15 protein-coding genes are annotated in these 15,073 nt (G+C 34.7%); 13 read left to right on the forward strand and 2 right to left on the reverse strand.

The features are described 5' to 3' along the window. Positions 1 to 2 precede the first annotated feature (2 nt). From AACP56_RS03300 to AACP56_RS03320, 5 genes are read left to right on the forward strand one after another with little or no spacing between them, the layout of a single operon-like run. Complete coding sequence (locus AACP56_RS03300) at positions 3 to 1,511, forward strand: glycoside hydrolase family 10 protein (RefSeq protein ID WP_339333458.1); 1,509 nt, start codon at positions 3 to 5, stop codon at positions 1,509 to 1,511. After that, entirely contained in the window at positions 1,508 to 2,782 is a 1,275-nt protein-coding gene (locus AACP56_RS03305; protein ID WP_339333456.1) for an MFS transporter, read from the forward strand. The genes AACP56_RS03300 and AACP56_RS03305 overlap by 4 nt, the downstream gene beginning before the upstream one ends. Further along, positions 2,775 to 4,334 (forward strand): glycoside hydrolase family 3 protein, encoded by a 1,560-nt coding sequence (locus AACP56_RS03310; protein ID WP_339333454.1) that lies wholly within the window; start codon positions 2,775 to 2,777, stop codon positions 4,332 to 4,334. Before AACP56_RS03305 ends, AACP56_RS03310 begins: the two co-directional genes overlap by 8 nt. After that, positions 4,327 to 4,995 carry a class I SAM-dependent methyltransferase gene (locus AACP56_RS03315; protein ID WP_339333452.1) on the forward strand — a complete coding sequence of 223 codons (669 nt, stop codon included), beginning with the start codon at positions 4,327 to 4,329 and terminating at the stop codon, positions 4,993 to 4,995. The genes AACP56_RS03310 and AACP56_RS03315 overlap by 8 nt, the downstream gene beginning before the upstream one ends. Beyond that, on the forward strand, positions 4,992 to 6,071 hold the full coding sequence (locus tag AACP56_RS03320; protein WP_339333450.1) for an anhydro-N-acetylmuramic acid kinase: 1,080 nt from the start codon (positions 4,992 to 4,994) through the stop codon (positions 6,069 to 6,071). Before AACP56_RS03315 ends, AACP56_RS03320 begins: the two co-directional genes overlap by 4 nt. Here AACP56_RS03320 and AACP56_RS03325 read toward each other — a convergent pair. Next, positions 6,068 to 7,276 carry a multidrug effflux MFS transporter gene (locus AACP56_RS03325; protein WP_339333448.1) on the reverse strand — a complete coding sequence of 403 codons (1,209 nt, stop codon included), beginning with the start codon at positions 7,274 to 7,276 and terminating at the stop codon, positions 6,068 to 6,070. The two genes, AACP56_RS03320 and AACP56_RS03325, sit on opposite strands and share 4 nt — an antisense overlap. A 136-nt stretch (positions 7,277 to 7,412) precedes the next feature. Between AACP56_RS03325 and udk the strand changes: the two genes are divergently transcribed. From udk to AACP56_RS03365, 8 genes are all read left to right on the forward strand, one after another. Further along, a complete protein-coding gene (udk, locus tag AACP56_RS03330) occupies positions 7,413 to 8,021 on the forward strand; it encodes a uridine kinase (RefSeq protein ID WP_339333446.1) in 609 nt (202 codons plus the stop codon). A 3-nt stretch (positions 8,022 to 8,024) separates the two neighbouring features. Further along, the gene (locus AACP56_RS03335) at positions 8,025 to 8,354 is read left to right on the forward strand and encodes an FtsB family cell division protein (protein WP_339333444.1); all 330 of its coding nucleotides are present in this window, start codon (positions 8,025 to 8,027) and stop codon (positions 8,352 to 8,354) included. A gap of 190 nt (positions 8,355 to 8,544) precedes the next feature. After that, positions 8,545 to 9,318, forward strand: coding sequence for a ParA family protein (locus AACP56_RS03340; RefSeq protein WP_339333442.1), 774 nt, complete (start codon positions 8,545 to 8,547; stop codon positions 9,316 to 9,318). Then, on the forward strand, positions 9,319 to 10,227 hold the full coding sequence (locus tag AACP56_RS03345) for a ParB/RepB/Spo0J family partition protein (protein ID WP_339333440.1): 909 nt from the start codon (positions 9,319 to 9,321) through the stop codon (positions 10,225 to 10,227). It abuts the gene before it with no gap. Beyond that, complete coding sequence (locus tag AACP56_RS03350) at positions 10,220 to 10,867, forward strand: DUF5683 domain-containing protein (RefSeq protein ID WP_339333438.1); 648 nt, start codon at positions 10,220 to 10,222, stop codon at positions 10,865 to 10,867. The genes AACP56_RS03345 and AACP56_RS03350 overlap by 8 nt, the downstream gene beginning before the upstream one ends. A 1-nt stretch (position 10,868) precedes the next feature. After that, a complete protein-coding gene (dapB, locus tag AACP56_RS03355; protein ID WP_339333436.1) occupies positions 10,869 to 11,570 on the forward strand; it encodes a 4-hydroxy-tetrahydrodipicolinate reductase in 702 nt (233 codons plus the stop codon). A gap of 136 nt (positions 11,571 to 11,706) precedes the next feature. Then, on the forward strand, positions 11,707 to 13,404 hold the full coding sequence (gene lepB, locus AACP56_RS03360) for a signal peptidase I (RefSeq protein ID WP_339333434.1): 1,698 nt from the start codon (positions 11,707 to 11,709) through the stop codon (positions 13,402 to 13,404). Positions 13,405 to 13,455: 51 nt separating this feature from the next. Beyond that, the gene (locus AACP56_RS03365; protein ID WP_445227692.1) at positions 13,456 to 14,034 is read left to right on the forward strand and encodes a WbqC family protein; all 579 of its coding nucleotides are present in this window, start codon (positions 13,456 to 13,458) and stop codon (positions 14,032 to 14,034) included. A 4-nt stretch (positions 14,035 to 14,038) separates the two neighbouring features. On the opposite strand, the gene AACP56_RS03370 is transcribed toward AACP56_RS03365, so the two are convergent. After that, entirely contained in the window at positions 14,039 to 15,070 is a 1,032-nt protein-coding gene (locus AACP56_RS03370; protein ID WP_339333430.1) for an endonuclease/exonuclease/phosphatase family protein, read from the reverse strand. Between the last annotated feature and the right edge of the window lie 3 nt (positions 15,071 to 15,073).

Raw genomic sequence — 15,073 nt, forward strand, 5'->3', positions numbered from 1 at the left:
AGATGAAAAGAATATTGTTTTTTGTTTTCACAGCTACACTGTGTTCATGTTCTTCATATAAATCTGTACTACAACCAAAAACAGAATTTAGAGGGTTTTGGGTAGCTACTGTGGTTAATATTGATTGGCCTAAAAGTGGAAAGGATGCTGTCGAAAAACAGAAAAAAGATTATCTAAAAATATTGGACTTTTATGATGATCTTAATTTTAATGCAGCCATAGTCCAGGTAAGAACTGCAGGGGATGCATTTTACGATTCAGAATATGCGCCTTGGTCTAGATATCTTACAGGAGAGGAAGGGAAAGCACCTGATATAGTTGATGATTTATTGGAATGGATGATAAACGAAACCCACAAAAGGGGAATGGAATTCCATGCATGGCTAAATCCTTATCGAGCTACTTTTGATTTGAATATAGAAAGCTTGAGTCCGAAGCATGATTTTAATCAATATCCTGAGTGGATGATAAAATATGGTAAAAAATATTATTACAATCCAGGTTTACCAGAAGTTAGAGAAAGGTTGGTTTCTATAATGAAAGAGATAGTTATAAGCTATGATATAGATGCTATTCATTTTGACGATTATTTTTATCCATATAAAATAAAAGACGAAGTATTTAGAGATTCAATTGCATACCAAAAACATGCTTTACAAAACCAAAAATTAGATGATTGGCGGCGGAGCAATGTAGACTCTCTGGTTAAAAACATTCATAAAGTCATTAAATTAGAAAAGCCATGGGTCCAATTTGGAATTAGCCCTTTTGGAGTTTGGAAAAACAAATCTACTGACCCTAGAGGTTCAGCAACAAAAGCTGGTCAGACTACTTATGAAGATTTATATGCAGACCCCTTATTATGGATGAAAAAAGGTTGGATAGATTATCTAGCTCCACAAGCCTATTGGAGCATGGAACTTCCTGTAGCATCACATAGGATAATTACTGATTGGTGGGCGAAAAATAGTGAAAACACAAATCTATATATGGGGAATGGCACCTACAAAATCCGAAATAATAGTGATAAGGCTTGGGATAAGAAAAAAGAAATTCCTAATCAGATAGCGTTGTCGCGCGAAAAAACTAAAATTGCTGGAAATATTTTTTTCAGTGCAAAAAGTTTAATGCAAAAAAATAAGGATATTGTACGGCATCTTAAAAGAAACTTTTATAGACAAAAAGCCCTAACACCAATCTCACCGCTATTTAAAGAAAGAAAAGAAAATACATTTGAGTTACTGTCCAATACGATAACAAAGGATAGTATTCATTTAAATTTCGCTTCTTTAAAAAACCAGAGATATGCATTAATATATAAATTGGATAAAGAACTTTCATCTAATTATCCCATGGATAAATTAGTCCTAAAAAAATTCCTTAGCGGCAATGATTCTTTTTCAATTTCAAAAAATGAAATCCAGAGGAAAAAGCAAATTGCAATCACTTTAATAAATAAATTTGGTCAAGAAAGTAAACCAATAGTTCTAGATACAAAGCAAACTAAATGATTCAAAAAGACAAAGGAGCATGGGTGTGGGTACCTATACTATATTTTACCCAAGGGTTACCGTATGTGTTAGTGGTCACTGTTTCGGTTATCATGTATAAAAAACTTGGCGTAAGCAATGAGGATATTGGACTGTACACTAGTTTACTCTATTTGCCTTGGGTGCTAAAGCCTTTGTGGAGTCCCTTTGTAGATTTAAAAAGTACCAAACGTAAATGGTTCTTGGCTATGCAATTATTAATCGCTATCGCTTTATTTGGTGTTGGTCTTACAATACCAACAAATATGTTCTTTACGACTACCCTAGCCTGTTTTTGGATGGCAGCTTTTGCTTCTGCTACTAATGATATAGCTTCTGATGGATATTACATGCTTGGACTAACAGAAAAAAAACAATCCTTCTTTGTTGGTATGCGGAGCACCTTTTATAGACTGGCCATGGTAACCGGAGAGGGATTGATTGTAGTTCTTGCCGGTTTTTTAGAAAATAAATATGGAGATAATACTAAAGCCTGGAGCATAACTATGACCGCTTCCGCTTTTTTGATGTTATTGTTAACCGTTTCTAACTTTTTCGTCACCCCAAAATATGAGGTTTCAAATATCGTATCTGAAGAAAAACCAAAAGGGTTTTTAGAAGTATTTAAATCCTTTTTTAAAAAACCCAATATTGGGATTGCACTTGTATTTATACTCACCTATCGTTTAGGTGAATCCCAATTGGTAAAAATGGCAGCTCCTTTTTTACTGGATCAACCAGAGCAAGGTGGACTCGGTTACTCTACTGAACAGCTAGGTACTATTTTTGGTACAGTTGGGGTAATTATGCTATCTATCGGTGGTATTCTTGGTGGTATTCTTATTTCTAGAGATGGTTTAAAAAAATGGATGTTCCCCATGATACTTTCATTAAACATTCCAAACATTCTTTACGCAATCTTAGCAATTACCAAAACCACAAGTGTAGTAGCTGTTACTGCTACTGTAGTTTTTGAAAAGTTTGGCTATGGCTTTGGCTTTGCTGCTTTTTTAATGTATCTGATTTATATAGCTGAAGGAAAATCAAAAACATCCCATTATGCCATTGCGACTGGTTTTATGGCTTTAGGCATGATGCTCCCTGGAATGATAAGTGGTTACATGCAAGAATGGCTTGGTTACAGTGGCTTCTTTGTTTGGGTAGTTATCGCTGCCTTACCAGCAATTCTTTTAATGAAATTTATAAAATACCCTGCTGATTTTGGAAAGAAAACGAAGACCCTAGATGATTAATTTTAAAAGCTACATAGATGCTAAGAAGGAATTGACTACACAAGAAAAAGTAGGTCAACTCTTTATGCCAGCGGCTTTTATTAATGATAGTGAAGAAGAAATACTTCAGATAGAAAAATTAATTAAAGAAGAATGTATCGGTGGTTTATGTTTTTTTCATAGTCGGGCCAGTGCAGCTACCAATTTTGAAGGAAAAAAACAGGTTTTATACAATGAGAATAGTTATGAAAGATTAAAATATCTTATTGCACGTTACCAGAAGGTCACTGAATATCCTTTGTTAATAGCTATCGATGCCGAATGGGGCTTAGCAATGCGAATTGAAAATACGCCTCAATACCCCTATGCCGTTACTTTAGGAGCCCTGCAAAATCGTTTAGACTTGATTTTTAAAGTTGGTCAATATATTGGTTTAGATTGCAAAAAAGCGAATATCCATTGGAATTTAGGACCAGTAGTGGATATAAATGATAATCCCGATAACCCCGTTATAGGTTATCGCTCCTTTGGTGATAAAAAAGAGGAGGTTACTGAAAAAGCAAAGGCATTTTTACAAGGCATGCAAAGTGTTGGCGTTTTAAACTCCCTTAAACATTTCCCAGGACATGGAGATACTGCTGTTGATTCTCACCTGGACCTGCCAACAATTAAAAAATCAAAAGAGACTTTACTCGATAACGAGCTATATCCTTATCAAAAATTGATAAAAGAAGATATAGATTCAATAATGGTCGGTCATTTATCCGTACCAGCATTGGGTAATGGACGTAACACTTCAGCTACGGTTTCAAAAGAAATTATTCAAGGTATATTAAGAGAAGAACTTGGGTTTGATGGTGTAGTTATATCAGATGCTTTAAACATGCATGCGGTTTCAAAATTATATCCAAAAAAAGGAGAATTGGAATGGAATGCCTTTGAAGCTGGTAATGACATGCTCTGCTTTGCAGAAAACCCACAAGAAGGTATTGGTTTCATATCAGAAAAGTCCAATCAAACAAAAATTGAGAAAAGCTTTGAGCGTATTTGGAAGCTAAAAGAGAAAGTGTTTTTTGAGAAATCACCTCAAATACTAGATACCAAAAACTATTCAAAACTTATAAAGGAATTAGCTGTGGAAAGCCTTAGCATATTTCATGGGAATGAAAATATAATAAAAGAATTCCGAAGTGATTCTGTTGAACTGCTACAGATTGGTAACCCAAAAAATAATTATTTTTTTGAAGGACTGACAAAAGAAATCAAGTCAATAAAAGGTGAAAATGTCTTAATCGCCCTCTTTCCACCAAAAATGAAACCTAAAGGTAATTTTGGACTTTCTGATTTAGAGTTAGACTTATTAAAAAACACACTAAATTCCAAGAATTCAATACTTTACATATTTGGAAATCCTTACGTCTTAAACCTTTTTGACTTTACTAAAACCAAAGCAACATTATTGGTTTATCAAGATTTTAAAGCATTCCAAGAAAATGCCACCGCCCATTTTATGGGTACAACTTCAGCTAAGGGTAAATTACCAGTAAAAATTAAAAACGGAAAAAATGGGTGATGATATTATTGCTTCTTGGGAAGAAAATGCAAAGGAATGGATTTCGGTAATAGAACAAAACCAAATAGAATCCCGAAAATTTACCAACAAAGCTATCATCAATCAGATAAAGGATTCAAAGGCCAATAGCATTATCGATATAGGTTGTGGTGAAGGTTGGCTTGTTAGAGAAATAAGTAAAATGGGGAAAGAAGGTGTAGGAATAGATGCCATTAAAACACTTTTGGAGACAGCAAAGGAAAAAGGACATGAAAGCTATTTTCAAATGACCTATGAAGACATTATTAAAGGAAAATTAATTCCTCAAGCGCCGTATGATATGGCAGTATATAATTTCTGTCTTTATCTTAAAGAAGGTTTAGAAGAGCTATTAAACAACACGTTAAAAGCCCTTGCATCAAATGGTGTTGTAATTATTCAAACGTTACACCCTTATTTTTTATTATCCAATAATTTACCATATGAAAGTCAGTGGCTCAATGATTCTTGGAAAGGACTACCGGGCAGCTTTGTGAATGGTCATAAATGGTATGCGCGTACACTGGATGATTGGCTGGCTGAACTTAATAAATTAGCAAATACCACCACTGAAATTACAGAAGTTGTCAATACCGAAAAAAAACCTGTATCACTTATCCTAAAAATTCAGAAAAACAAATGAAAATATATAATATTTTGGGAATGATGTCGGGTACATCATTAGATGGTCTTGACATGGCTTATTGTCAACTTTGGAAAAAAGAGAATGGAGTTTGGGATTTCAAAATTATTGAAGCAAAAACCCAACCTTACAGTGATTCTTGGAAACCAAAGCTAAAAAATGCTATTCTACTTTCTGATGCAGCACATTCGGAACTTGATAAAACGTATGGAAAATGGTTGGGCGAACAAGCCAAGGAATTTATTCAAAAGAATAATTTAAATATTGATTTTATCGCTAGTCATGGTCACACTTCACATCATAGACCTGAGGACAGCTACACTTTTCAGTTGGGAAATGGACAAGAATTAGCAGATTATGCCGGTGAAAAAGTAATCTGTGATTTTAGGTCTTTAGATGTGAAACTTGGAGGTCATGGTGCTCCTCTAGTTCCCATAGGAGACGAAATCTTATTCAATAAATATGATTTCTGTCTAAATCTTGGTGGAATTAGTAATATTTCTTTTCAAAAAGATGGCGTTCGTCTAGCTTATGATATTGGACTGGCAAATATGCCTTTGAATTACATCACTCAAAAAATCAATTTAGAATATGATGAGGGAGGAAAATTGGCAACTTCAGGGAAACTGGATAAAAATTTATTTGACAACTTGAACAAGTTAAAATACTACAGTTTACCGTTTCCAAAATCAACTGGTTACGAGTGGTTTACGAATGAAATAATTCCACTAATAGAAGCCTCAAAAAGTAATACTGAAGACCTTCTTCACACATTTATTCATCATAACTGTTATCAAATTGCTCAAAGTATTGAAGCCAACACTTTAAAAAAAGAAAATACTATGCTTGTCTGTGGTGGTGGTGCATTAAACAACTTTTTCATAAAAAAGCTTCGAGAAAATTTAAACGGAATCGCTACTCTAGAAATTCCTTCAAAAGAGCTCATCAACTTTAAAGAAGCACTAGTTTTTGCCTTAATGGGAGTCTTAAGAACTGAAAATAAAATCAATGTGCTTTCATCTGTAACTGGTGCCTCTAAAGATTCCTGTAGTGGGGTTGTTTTTGTACCAAATTAAAGCGTAGCCATTCTTTTGCTTCTTTTGGAAATCATGAATATGAGTAATGAGGCTAATCCACATATGGCTAAACCAAAAAACATTGGCCAAACAGTATCGTTTACATAATAGCCTATCAAACTTGCTATTGGTATAGAAAGTAGTGTTGAAATAAAACCATTGATCGCTGCTCCGATACCCGCAATGTGACCGATTGGTTCCATGGCAATTGAACGAAAATTTCCCCACATAAAACCTAAACAGAAAAATTGCACAAAGAGGAAGCCAACTAAAATGTATATACTCGGGTTACTTGCTTTCCAAAACAAAAGAACATAGAGTAAGGCTATGGAACAAAAAACAAGAAGCGCCATAAAGGAAAGTTTACGCATGCCAAATCGCAATACTAAAGTGCCATTTAAAAAAGTAGAAAGACCTATAGAAACCGCCAATCCTGCAAATATGTATGGAAAAGCTTCTTTTAAATCGTATTGGTTTTCAAAAATATGCTGCGATGCACTTAAATAAACTAGGAAAGCTCCAGTCACCAAACCGGAAATCATAGTGAAAGCAACAGTCTCGGGATACTTTAAAAACTCTTTTAACCCGCTAGTGAAAACACTTGAAGAAAAAGGAATTTTGAACTCTGGTTTGAGCGTCTCTTTTTGGCGTTTCCAAAACCAGATTGCTACTATTAGGCCAAACAATAACTGAAAATAAAATATAGCTTCCCATCCAAATTCATCTAAAATAACTTTACCTATTGCAGGGGCAACAACTGGTATCAAAATAAAAAAAGCAACCACAAATGACATTACTTTAGCCATATAGTCTCCTTTATAAGAATCCCGAATTATAGAAATAGTAATACTTCTAGGTGAGGAAAGACCTATTCCCTGCAAAATCCTCCCAACCACCATTATTTCAATATTTGGAGCAAATAAACAAATTACACTCGCTATTCCAAACACTATAAACCCAATATAAACCACCGGTTTTCTTCCAAAAGAGTCAGAGAGCGGTCCAAAAAAAAGCTGCCCTACCCCTAATCCTAGAAAAATCATAGTGATAAGTAATTGATTTGCCTTGGGGTCTATACTATTAATTGCTATTCCTATATCAGAAATTGCAGGTAATAAGGCGTCAATAGCCAAAGCTACTATAGACATTAAGGAAGCCATGAGGGCCACAAATTCAAAGTTTGGCTTTTGATTTTCAATTTGCATTTGGCAAAAGTAGGTATACCATACCTAGTGCTAAATTTTTGGAGGTACTATTTACAATAAATTAGTCCTTCAATATTTTTAAAACTAGAAGTAGGTGTATTATCAAATTCTTACTTTTGAATCAAACTTCTTTTGAATGCTTATAATTGGAATAGCTGGGGGAACTGGTTGCGGAAAGACAACTGTGGTAAATCAGATTGTGAATGAACTACCAGAGAATGTTGTAGGGGTTATTTCCCAAGACTCTTATTATAATGACCTGTCACACATGACAAAAGAAGAACGGAGTCAAGTTAATTTTGACCACCCGAATTCCATTGACTTTGATTTATTAATAGAACACCTCAACCAGCTAAGACAAAATAAGCCCATTCAAAAACCGGTATATTCTTTTGTTGAAGAAACTCGCTTGGAAGAAACCATTCTAACAGAACCAAGAAAAGTGATGATTGTGGAAGGCATTCTTGTACTCAGTAACCCCAAAGTACGTGAGCTTTTTGATATCAAGATTTTTGTCCATGCAGATTCTGATGAACGCTTGATACGAAGGTTACAACGAGATATTAAAGAACGTGGGCATGACTTGGAAAAAGTGCTCCATAGATACCAGACTGCAGTAAAACCAATGCACAATCAGTTTATTGAACCTTCTAAAGAATTTGCGGATATTATCATTCCCAATAACCATTATAATACCGTTGCGGTGGATATTGTAAAAACCATAATCAATGATAAATTAAATTGATTTATGGGCTTAAAAGAATTAAGACAAAAAAAATGGTTTAAACTACTGACCAATACCTATGTGCTAGTCTTAACCATCTATGTAGTTTGGATGGCTTTCTTTGATACAAATTCACTACTCATCCATCTAGAGCTACGGCAAGAAATTAAAAAGCTGGAGCAACAAAAAGACTTTCTAAAAAACGAGATTGCAAAAGACAAAAAGGCACTAAAAGAACTCTCTACACCTGAAGAGTTAGAAAAATTTGCCCGCGAGCAATATTATATGAAGAAAGATGACGAAGAAATTTTCCTAATAGAATACGAAGACAGTATTAAAAATAAAGAAAAGTAAGACCCTTTATCCCTGAAATTTTATACCCGTGTCCAATTAATTTTGGTCATAAAAGTCGAATTATACATTTCACAACGATTTGTTTAACTTTCTTTAACGTCGCATTCCCTATTTATTCACTTCGTGTTAACAAAATACATTTTTTGGCACGCTAAATAATTGTATTTTTAGCCCCTAACTTACTTGACTAATGGGCAAAATAATTGCTATTGCAAACCAAAAGGGCGGCGTAGGCAAAACCACTACCACCGTTAATTTGGCTGCATCACTTGGAGTGTTGGAAAAGAAGGTGCTTTTGATAGATGCAGATCCACAAGCCAATGCCACATCAGGACTTGGTATTGAGGTAGATAATGTGGAAAAAGGTACATATCAATTATTGGAACACACCCTTAATGCTTCGGACACCATAGTTGGTACAAATTCTCCAAACGTTGATTTAATACCATCCCACATAGATTTGGTTGCCATTGAAATTGAGTTGGTAGATAAAGACAATCGAGAGTATATGATGAAAGAGGCCATAAGCACGCTCCGAGAGTCTTACGATTACATTTTGATAGATTGCGCACCTTCTTTGGGGCTTTTGACATTAAATGCATTGACTGCTGCAGATTCTGTGATGATACCTATACAATGTGAGTATTATGCTTTGGAAGGTTTAGGAAAGTTATTGAACACTGTAAAAAGCGTACAAAAAATACATAATCCAGATTTGGATATTGAAGGGATGTTACTTACTATGTTTGATTCCCGTTTAAGGTTATCAAATCAAGTTGTGGAAGAAGTGAAAAAACATTTTGCAGATATGGTTTTTGATACCATAATCCAACGAAATGTAAAACTTAGTGAAGCACCGAGTTACGGTGAAAGTATTATCAAATATGATGCAAGTAGTAAAGGAGCATCCAATTATTTGAACTTGGCTAATGAGATTTTGAATAAAAACAAGGAAAAAGTTTAGATGGCGAAAGCAACAAAAAAGCAAGCTTTGGGCAGGGGTCTATCCGCACTTTTAAAAGACCCGGAAAATGATATTCAATCCGTTTCTGACAAAAATGCGGACAAGGTTATAGGTAATGTTGTGGAATTGGATGTAAATTCAATTGAGGTCAATCCTTTTCAACCCCGATCAAACTTCAATGACGAAACACTTGAGGAATTGGCCAGTTCTATCAGAGAATTAGGTATCATACAACCGATTACAGTTAGAAAATTGGATTTTAATAAATTCCAATTGGTTTCTGGAGAGCGGAGGTTTAGAGCTTCAAAATTAGTTGGTCTAGACACAATTCCGGCTTACATAAGAATTGCCAATGACCAAGAATCTTTAGAAATGGCGTTGGTAGAGAATATACAGCGTCAAGATTTGGACCCTATAGAAATTGCTTTGTCTTACCAGAGGTTGACTGACGAAATCCAAATTACCCAAGAAAAATTGAGCGAACGTGTCGGCAAAAAACGTTCTACCATCACCAATTATATGCGTCTTTTAAAGTTGGATCCAATAATCCAAACTGGGATGCGAGACGGTTTCGTTTCCATGGGACACGGGCGAGCCTTGGTAAATATTGACAAGAAAAAAGACCAGATTTCAATTTATGAACGAATAGTGGCCGAAGGGCTATCTGTTCGGGAAACCGAACAATTGGTAAAATCCTTTAAAGAATCCAAAGGTGGTGATTCTAAAAGCAAAAAAACATCTGAAAAGGAATTACCGGGCTACATAAGTAAAAATATTGATGCCATAACAAAAAGTCTTTCGGTGAAAGTAGATGTGACATCGTCTGCAAATGGTAAGGGTAAAATTGTTATCCCTTTTCATTCCAAAGAAGAGTTTCAAAGGCTGAAAAAAATATTGACAGGTGGGTAAATACCTTATCATACTTGCTCTTTGCCTATGTACTAGCTCAATTTTTTCACAGGAAACCAAAAAAGATTCCATTGCTACACAAAAGGCAGATTCATTATCAACTGACCTTAAGGGTAAGGGAATTGTTGTTGAAGAGGTAACTTTTCAAAAACAAATAAATCCACTTGCGCCCAGCAAAGCAGCTTTTCTATCCGCAATTTTACCTGGTATGGGACAAATTTACAATAAACGTTATTGGAAAACCCCAATTGTATGGGCTGCCATTGGTACGGGAATTTATACCTACTCATTCAACAATACAGAATACAATCGTTTTAGAGATGCATTTAAAAGAAGGAGAGCTGGTTTTATCGATGATGAGTTTTATGATATTAACGGAAGTGGTGTGGTAGTCGACAATCCTGATGTTTCTGATACTGCGCTTCAAGATGCTCAAAATCGCTTTCAAGAACAGCGAGACCTTGCATTGCTCATTACCATCTTATTATATGCACTTAATGTTGTAGATGCCAATGTGGATGCACATTTAAAACAATACAATATTGATGATAAGTTATCCATGGACTTTAAACCCTATTTGGACTATAATCAAGTCACAGCGCAACCAAACTATGGTATGGCACTACTAATCAAATTTTAAAATGAAGATAGGATTATTTGGTTACGGTAAAATGGGTAAAATGCTAGAAAAAATAGCATTGGAAAGGGGACATTCCATTGTTGCTAAAGTAGATTTAGACACTGAGATTATAGAATATGAATCAATAGATGTGGGTATTGATTTTAGCACTCCAGATGCTGCTTTTGATAATATCACAAACAGCTTTAAAAATAATGTTCCTATGATTTCTGGTACAACTGGCTGGCTATCAAAATTTGATGAGGCTGTTGCAATTTGCAAAAAAAATAATAGCGGTTTTATTTATGCCTCTAACTTTAGTTTGGGTGTGAATGTTTTTTTTCAGCTTAATAAGCAATTGGCAAAAATGATGTCCGATGTAAAGAATTACAGTATTTCTATGGAAGAAATACATCATACCCAAAAATTGGATGCACCCAGTGGAACTGCTATAACACTAGCTGAAGGTGTGATTGAAAATTCTGGATACGAAGGCTGGAAGATGCAAGAAAATGGCGAAAATGAAATTCCCATAACATCAAAACGTATAGGTAAAACCCCAGGGACACATACTATAAAATATGATAGCCCTGTAGATAGCATTGAAATTAAACATACGGCACACAACAGAGAGGGCTTTGCACTTGGTGCAATCATTGCCGCTGAATGGCTCTATAGGAAAACAGGCATATATACTATGGAAGATGTGCTAAATCTTCGTTAAATAGTAACAAAACCTATCTTTGTTAGTCTAAGAATAAGTTACCTCGGGCAAGCCCTCGAGATATATTGAAAACTAATTAGGTTTCGAGGTAAACCTCGGAACATTTAAATCTCGATTATCGAGTAAAACGCTTTTTATGAACGGTACACAGTGGATTATTTTTATTCTAGTAGTTCAGGTCATTCATTTTTTAGGTACCTGGAAACTTTATGTCAAAGCAGGCCGAAAAGCTTGGGAAGCTGCTATCCCAATATATAATGGAGTAGTCCTAATGCAAATCATAAATCGTCCTAAATGGTGGGTGATTTTATTGTTCATTCCTATTATCAACTTATTGATGTTTCCTGTAGTTTGGGTAGAGACCATTAGAAGTTTTGGGAAAAATAAATTATGGGATACTTGGTTGGTTATTTTAACCCTTGGTTTCTACATCTATTACATCAATTATGCTGAAGATATATTGTACATAGAGGATAGAAGTCTTAAACCACAAACAGGGCTTGGAGAGTGGGTTAGCTCCATTGTTTTTGCTATTGTTGCCGCTACTTTGGTTCACACTTATTTTATTCAACCTTATGTAATACCTACTGGTTCTTTAGAACGTACTTTGCGAGTTGGAGATTTTTTATTTGTCAGTAAATTTCATTTCGGAGCTAGAACCCCGATGACGGCGGTAGCTGCTCCTATGGTTCATGACACATTACCTCTAATAAAGAAAAGGTCCTATTTAAACAAGCCTCAGATTCCGTATTTCCGCTTACCCGGATTCGAATCTCCCAAAAAAAATGATATAGTGGTTTTTAGCTGGCCAGCTGATACCGTTAAGCAATTTTTTGTTAAGGATAAAGGGGTAAAAAAACCTATTGATAAAAAGTCAAACTATGTAAAGCGATGTGTGGGAACCCCAGGGGACTCCTTGGCTGTAATTAATGGTTTTGTTCATATAAATGGAAAAAAACTCAAATTATCTGACCGAGCCAAGGTGATGAACAATTATATTGTTTATGCTCAGAAAGGAGTGTCAAGTCGGTTGTTGACTGAGGTTGGAGCAGATGATTTTAGACGTAAATACATACCTGCTAGTATCACTCAAAATCAGGCCAATTTGCTTATGCAAAATGGGTTCCAAGTGGTAGCTGAAAATGACAAACCTGTAATCTTTACTGATAAAAAGGGAATAGCACCGGAAATCATAAGACAGTTACGATTATCACTCAAAGAAGAAACGCCCAGACAACGCTTGGCAAACATGACAGACGATATGGTTGCTGAACTAAAAAAGAATAAAAATATAGATTCTATTGTAATGGAAGTGATTCCGAAAGGAACGGCCGGCTACAATGTATTCCCGCAAAGTCCTTATTATAAATGGAATGTTGACAATTTTGGACCTATTTATGTCCCTCAGGCTGGTGCTACGGTAGATATAAATGCAAAAACAATCCCATTTTATAAAAAAATTATACGGGACTACGAGCATAATGATGTTAAGGTAACTGGTGATAAAGTTTTCATCAATAATAAAGAAACAAGTTCATATACTTTTAAACAGGATTATTACTGGATGATGGGTGATAACCGCGATCATTCAGAAGATAGTCGTGCATGGGGTTATGTGGCAGAAGATCACATTGTTGGAAAACCTGTATTTATTTGGATGAGTTTTGACAATTTTGATGAAAGTATAGGTAATTGGAAAATTCGTTGGGATAGAGTATTTACAACTGTAGGAGGAAGTGGCGAACCAAGGTCCTATTTCAAATATTTTCTAATTCTTTTGGTAGGTTGGTTTGTTTTCGATTTTTTCAGAAAAAGAAGAAAATCTAAAGCATAATAGATTTTGGAATCAGTTCTTCATCCAGTTTATTTTCCAAACATAGCCACCATGGCTGTCATATCGAATACTGAGGTAATTTGGGAAACTCAAGATAATTACCAAAAACAGACCTATCGTAATCGTTGTCATATCTGCACTGATTTGGGAAAGCATATGTTAAATATTCCTATTGTCCATGTTGGTGGCAGCCAGGGAAGACAAAAGTATAAAGAGGTGAAGTTGGACAATACGTCTAATTGGCAACGGCAACATTGGCGTACGTTGCAAACAGCATATCGCACCTCCCCTTTTTTTGAATTCTATGAAGATGATTTAGCACCAATTTACGAAAAACCACATTCCTACCTACTTGATTTAAACTTCAAAACCATAGATTTTTTGTGTTCAAGTCTATCCATAGAAAAACCTAAAAAAGAAACCTCAACATATAAAGTTGAAATTAGAGATGGCAAAGACATGCGGCATTTAGTAAATGCCAAGGGTCAAATCAAACTAGATCAGGAGGAATATAATCAGGTTTTTGGAGAAAGACATGGTTTTGTAGAAAATACCAGTGTGTTGGATTTACTTTTTAATGAAGGGCCAAATGCTTTAAGTTATCTTAAGCAGATAAACAATCTATTTTAATTTCTCAATTCTCCTTTAATCTTAAAGTAGCCTTTATTGGGTAATGATCAGATAGTTTAACATCGTAGTTTTGATGGTCAAGGATTTCAAATGATTCATCTGCCATTATATAATCTATACGCATTGGCAAGCCTTTTAAATCATATGTGCGGCCAAAGCCTTTCCCTTCTTCTATATAGGAATCTTGATAATCTCCTCTTACAATCCTATAAATGTTTGAAAATTGAGTGTTATTAAAATCTCCACAAACTAAGGTTTTATATGGACTACTTGCTCTATGCTCTTTGAATATTTTAGCCTGTTCCAATTGCTTATCAAACGTATTTACCATTTTTCTTATATTTCGCTCAGACTCTTTTTCACTAAATGTCTTCGATGAGGGAACTATTTTATACGATTGTAAGTGTAAATTATAAATTCGTATAGTATCATTTTTATAAACGATGTCAGCATATACAGCATCATTGCCTGTATTTGGAAAGCTTATTGAAGCATTTCTTATTATTGGGTATTTAGAAAGTATTGCTAACTTAGATTTACCAGAACCACTTTTAGAACTCCGACATTGATAAGGGTATTTCTCAAATTTCTTTAAATACGCATAGCTTACTTCTTGAAAACACACAACTTCAGCATTTTCTGAACAAACAAATGAAACAATTTCATTTCCAATGTCTTTTCCTTCTACGTGTTCATATATATTAAAGCTTTGTGAATTATAAGAAATAACCTTTAAGGCATCATTTAATTCAATCTTTCCGGAGACGTTATTGACTTTATAAAATGAACCAAACGCAAAGTAACCAATTGAAAGGCATAGAAATGATAAGAAAAAATGTTTTTTGCGTTTTAATATCCAATACAAGCAAAAGAATACGTTAACCAAAAAAAGTATAGGGACGAATAAGCTAAGTATATATAAAGGTGATAATATATTAGTTGTCAAATAAGAATTCAAACATATAAATAATAAGGATAAAGCAAATAGTATATTCGCAGTAAAGACAAGTTTATTAAATAAAGAAAGTTTCTTCAAAAT

Source organism: Croceitalea sp. MTPC6 (assembly GCF_036985525.1).
Classification (GTDB): Bacteria; Bacteroidota; Bacteroidia; order Flavobacteriales; family Flavobacteriaceae; genus Croceitalea.

Excerpts from the sequence above, each read along its gene's own strand:
- AACP56_RS03335 (WP_339333444.1), top strand. The coding sequence starts at position 8,025 with ATGGGCTTAAAAGAATTAAGACAAAAAAAATGGTTTAAACTACTGACC.
- udk (WP_339333446.1), top strand. The coding sequence starts at position 7,413 with ATGCTTATAATTGGAATAGCTGGGGGAACTGGTTGCGGAAAGACAACT.
- lepB (WP_339333434.1), top strand. The coding sequence starts at position 11,707 with ATGAACGGTACACAGTGGATTATTTTTATTCTAGTAGTTCAGGTCATT.
- AACP56_RS03315 (WP_339333452.1), top strand. The coding sequence starts at position 4,327 with ATGGGTGATGATATTATTGCTTCTTGGGAAGAAAATGCAAAGGAATGG.
- AACP56_RS03365 (WP_445227692.1), top strand. The coding sequence starts at position 13,456 with ATGGCTGTCATATCGAATACTGAGGTAATTTGGGAAACTCAAGATAAT.
- AACP56_RS03305 (WP_339333456.1), top strand. The coding sequence starts at position 1,508 with ATGATTCAAAAAGACAAAGGAGCATGGGTGTGGGTACCTATACTATAT.
- AACP56_RS03345 (WP_339333440.1), top strand. The coding sequence starts at position 9,319 with ATGGCGAAAGCAACAAAAAAGCAAGCTTTGGGCAGGGGTCTATCCGCA.
- dapB (WP_339333436.1), top strand. The coding sequence starts at position 10,869 with ATGAAGATAGGATTATTTGGTTACGGTAAAATGGGTAAAATGCTAGAA.
- AACP56_RS03300 (WP_339333458.1), top strand. The coding sequence starts at position 3 with ATGAAAAGAATATTGTTTTTTGTTTTCACAGCTACACTGTGTTCATGT.
- AACP56_RS03325 (WP_339333448.1), bottom strand. The coding sequence starts at position 7,276 with ATGCAAATTGAAAATCAAAAGCCAAACTTTGAATTTGTGGCCCTCATG.
- AACP56_RS03310 (WP_339333454.1), top strand. The coding sequence starts at position 2,775 with ATGATTAATTTTAAAAGCTACATAGATGCTAAGAAGGAATTGACTACA.
- AACP56_RS03320 (WP_339333450.1), top strand. The coding sequence starts at position 4,992 with ATGAAAATATATAATATTTTGGGAATGATGTCGGGTACATCATTAGAT.
- AACP56_RS03340 (WP_339333442.1), top strand. The coding sequence starts at position 8,545 with ATGGGCAAAATAATTGCTATTGCAAACCAAAAGGGCGGCGTAGGCAAA.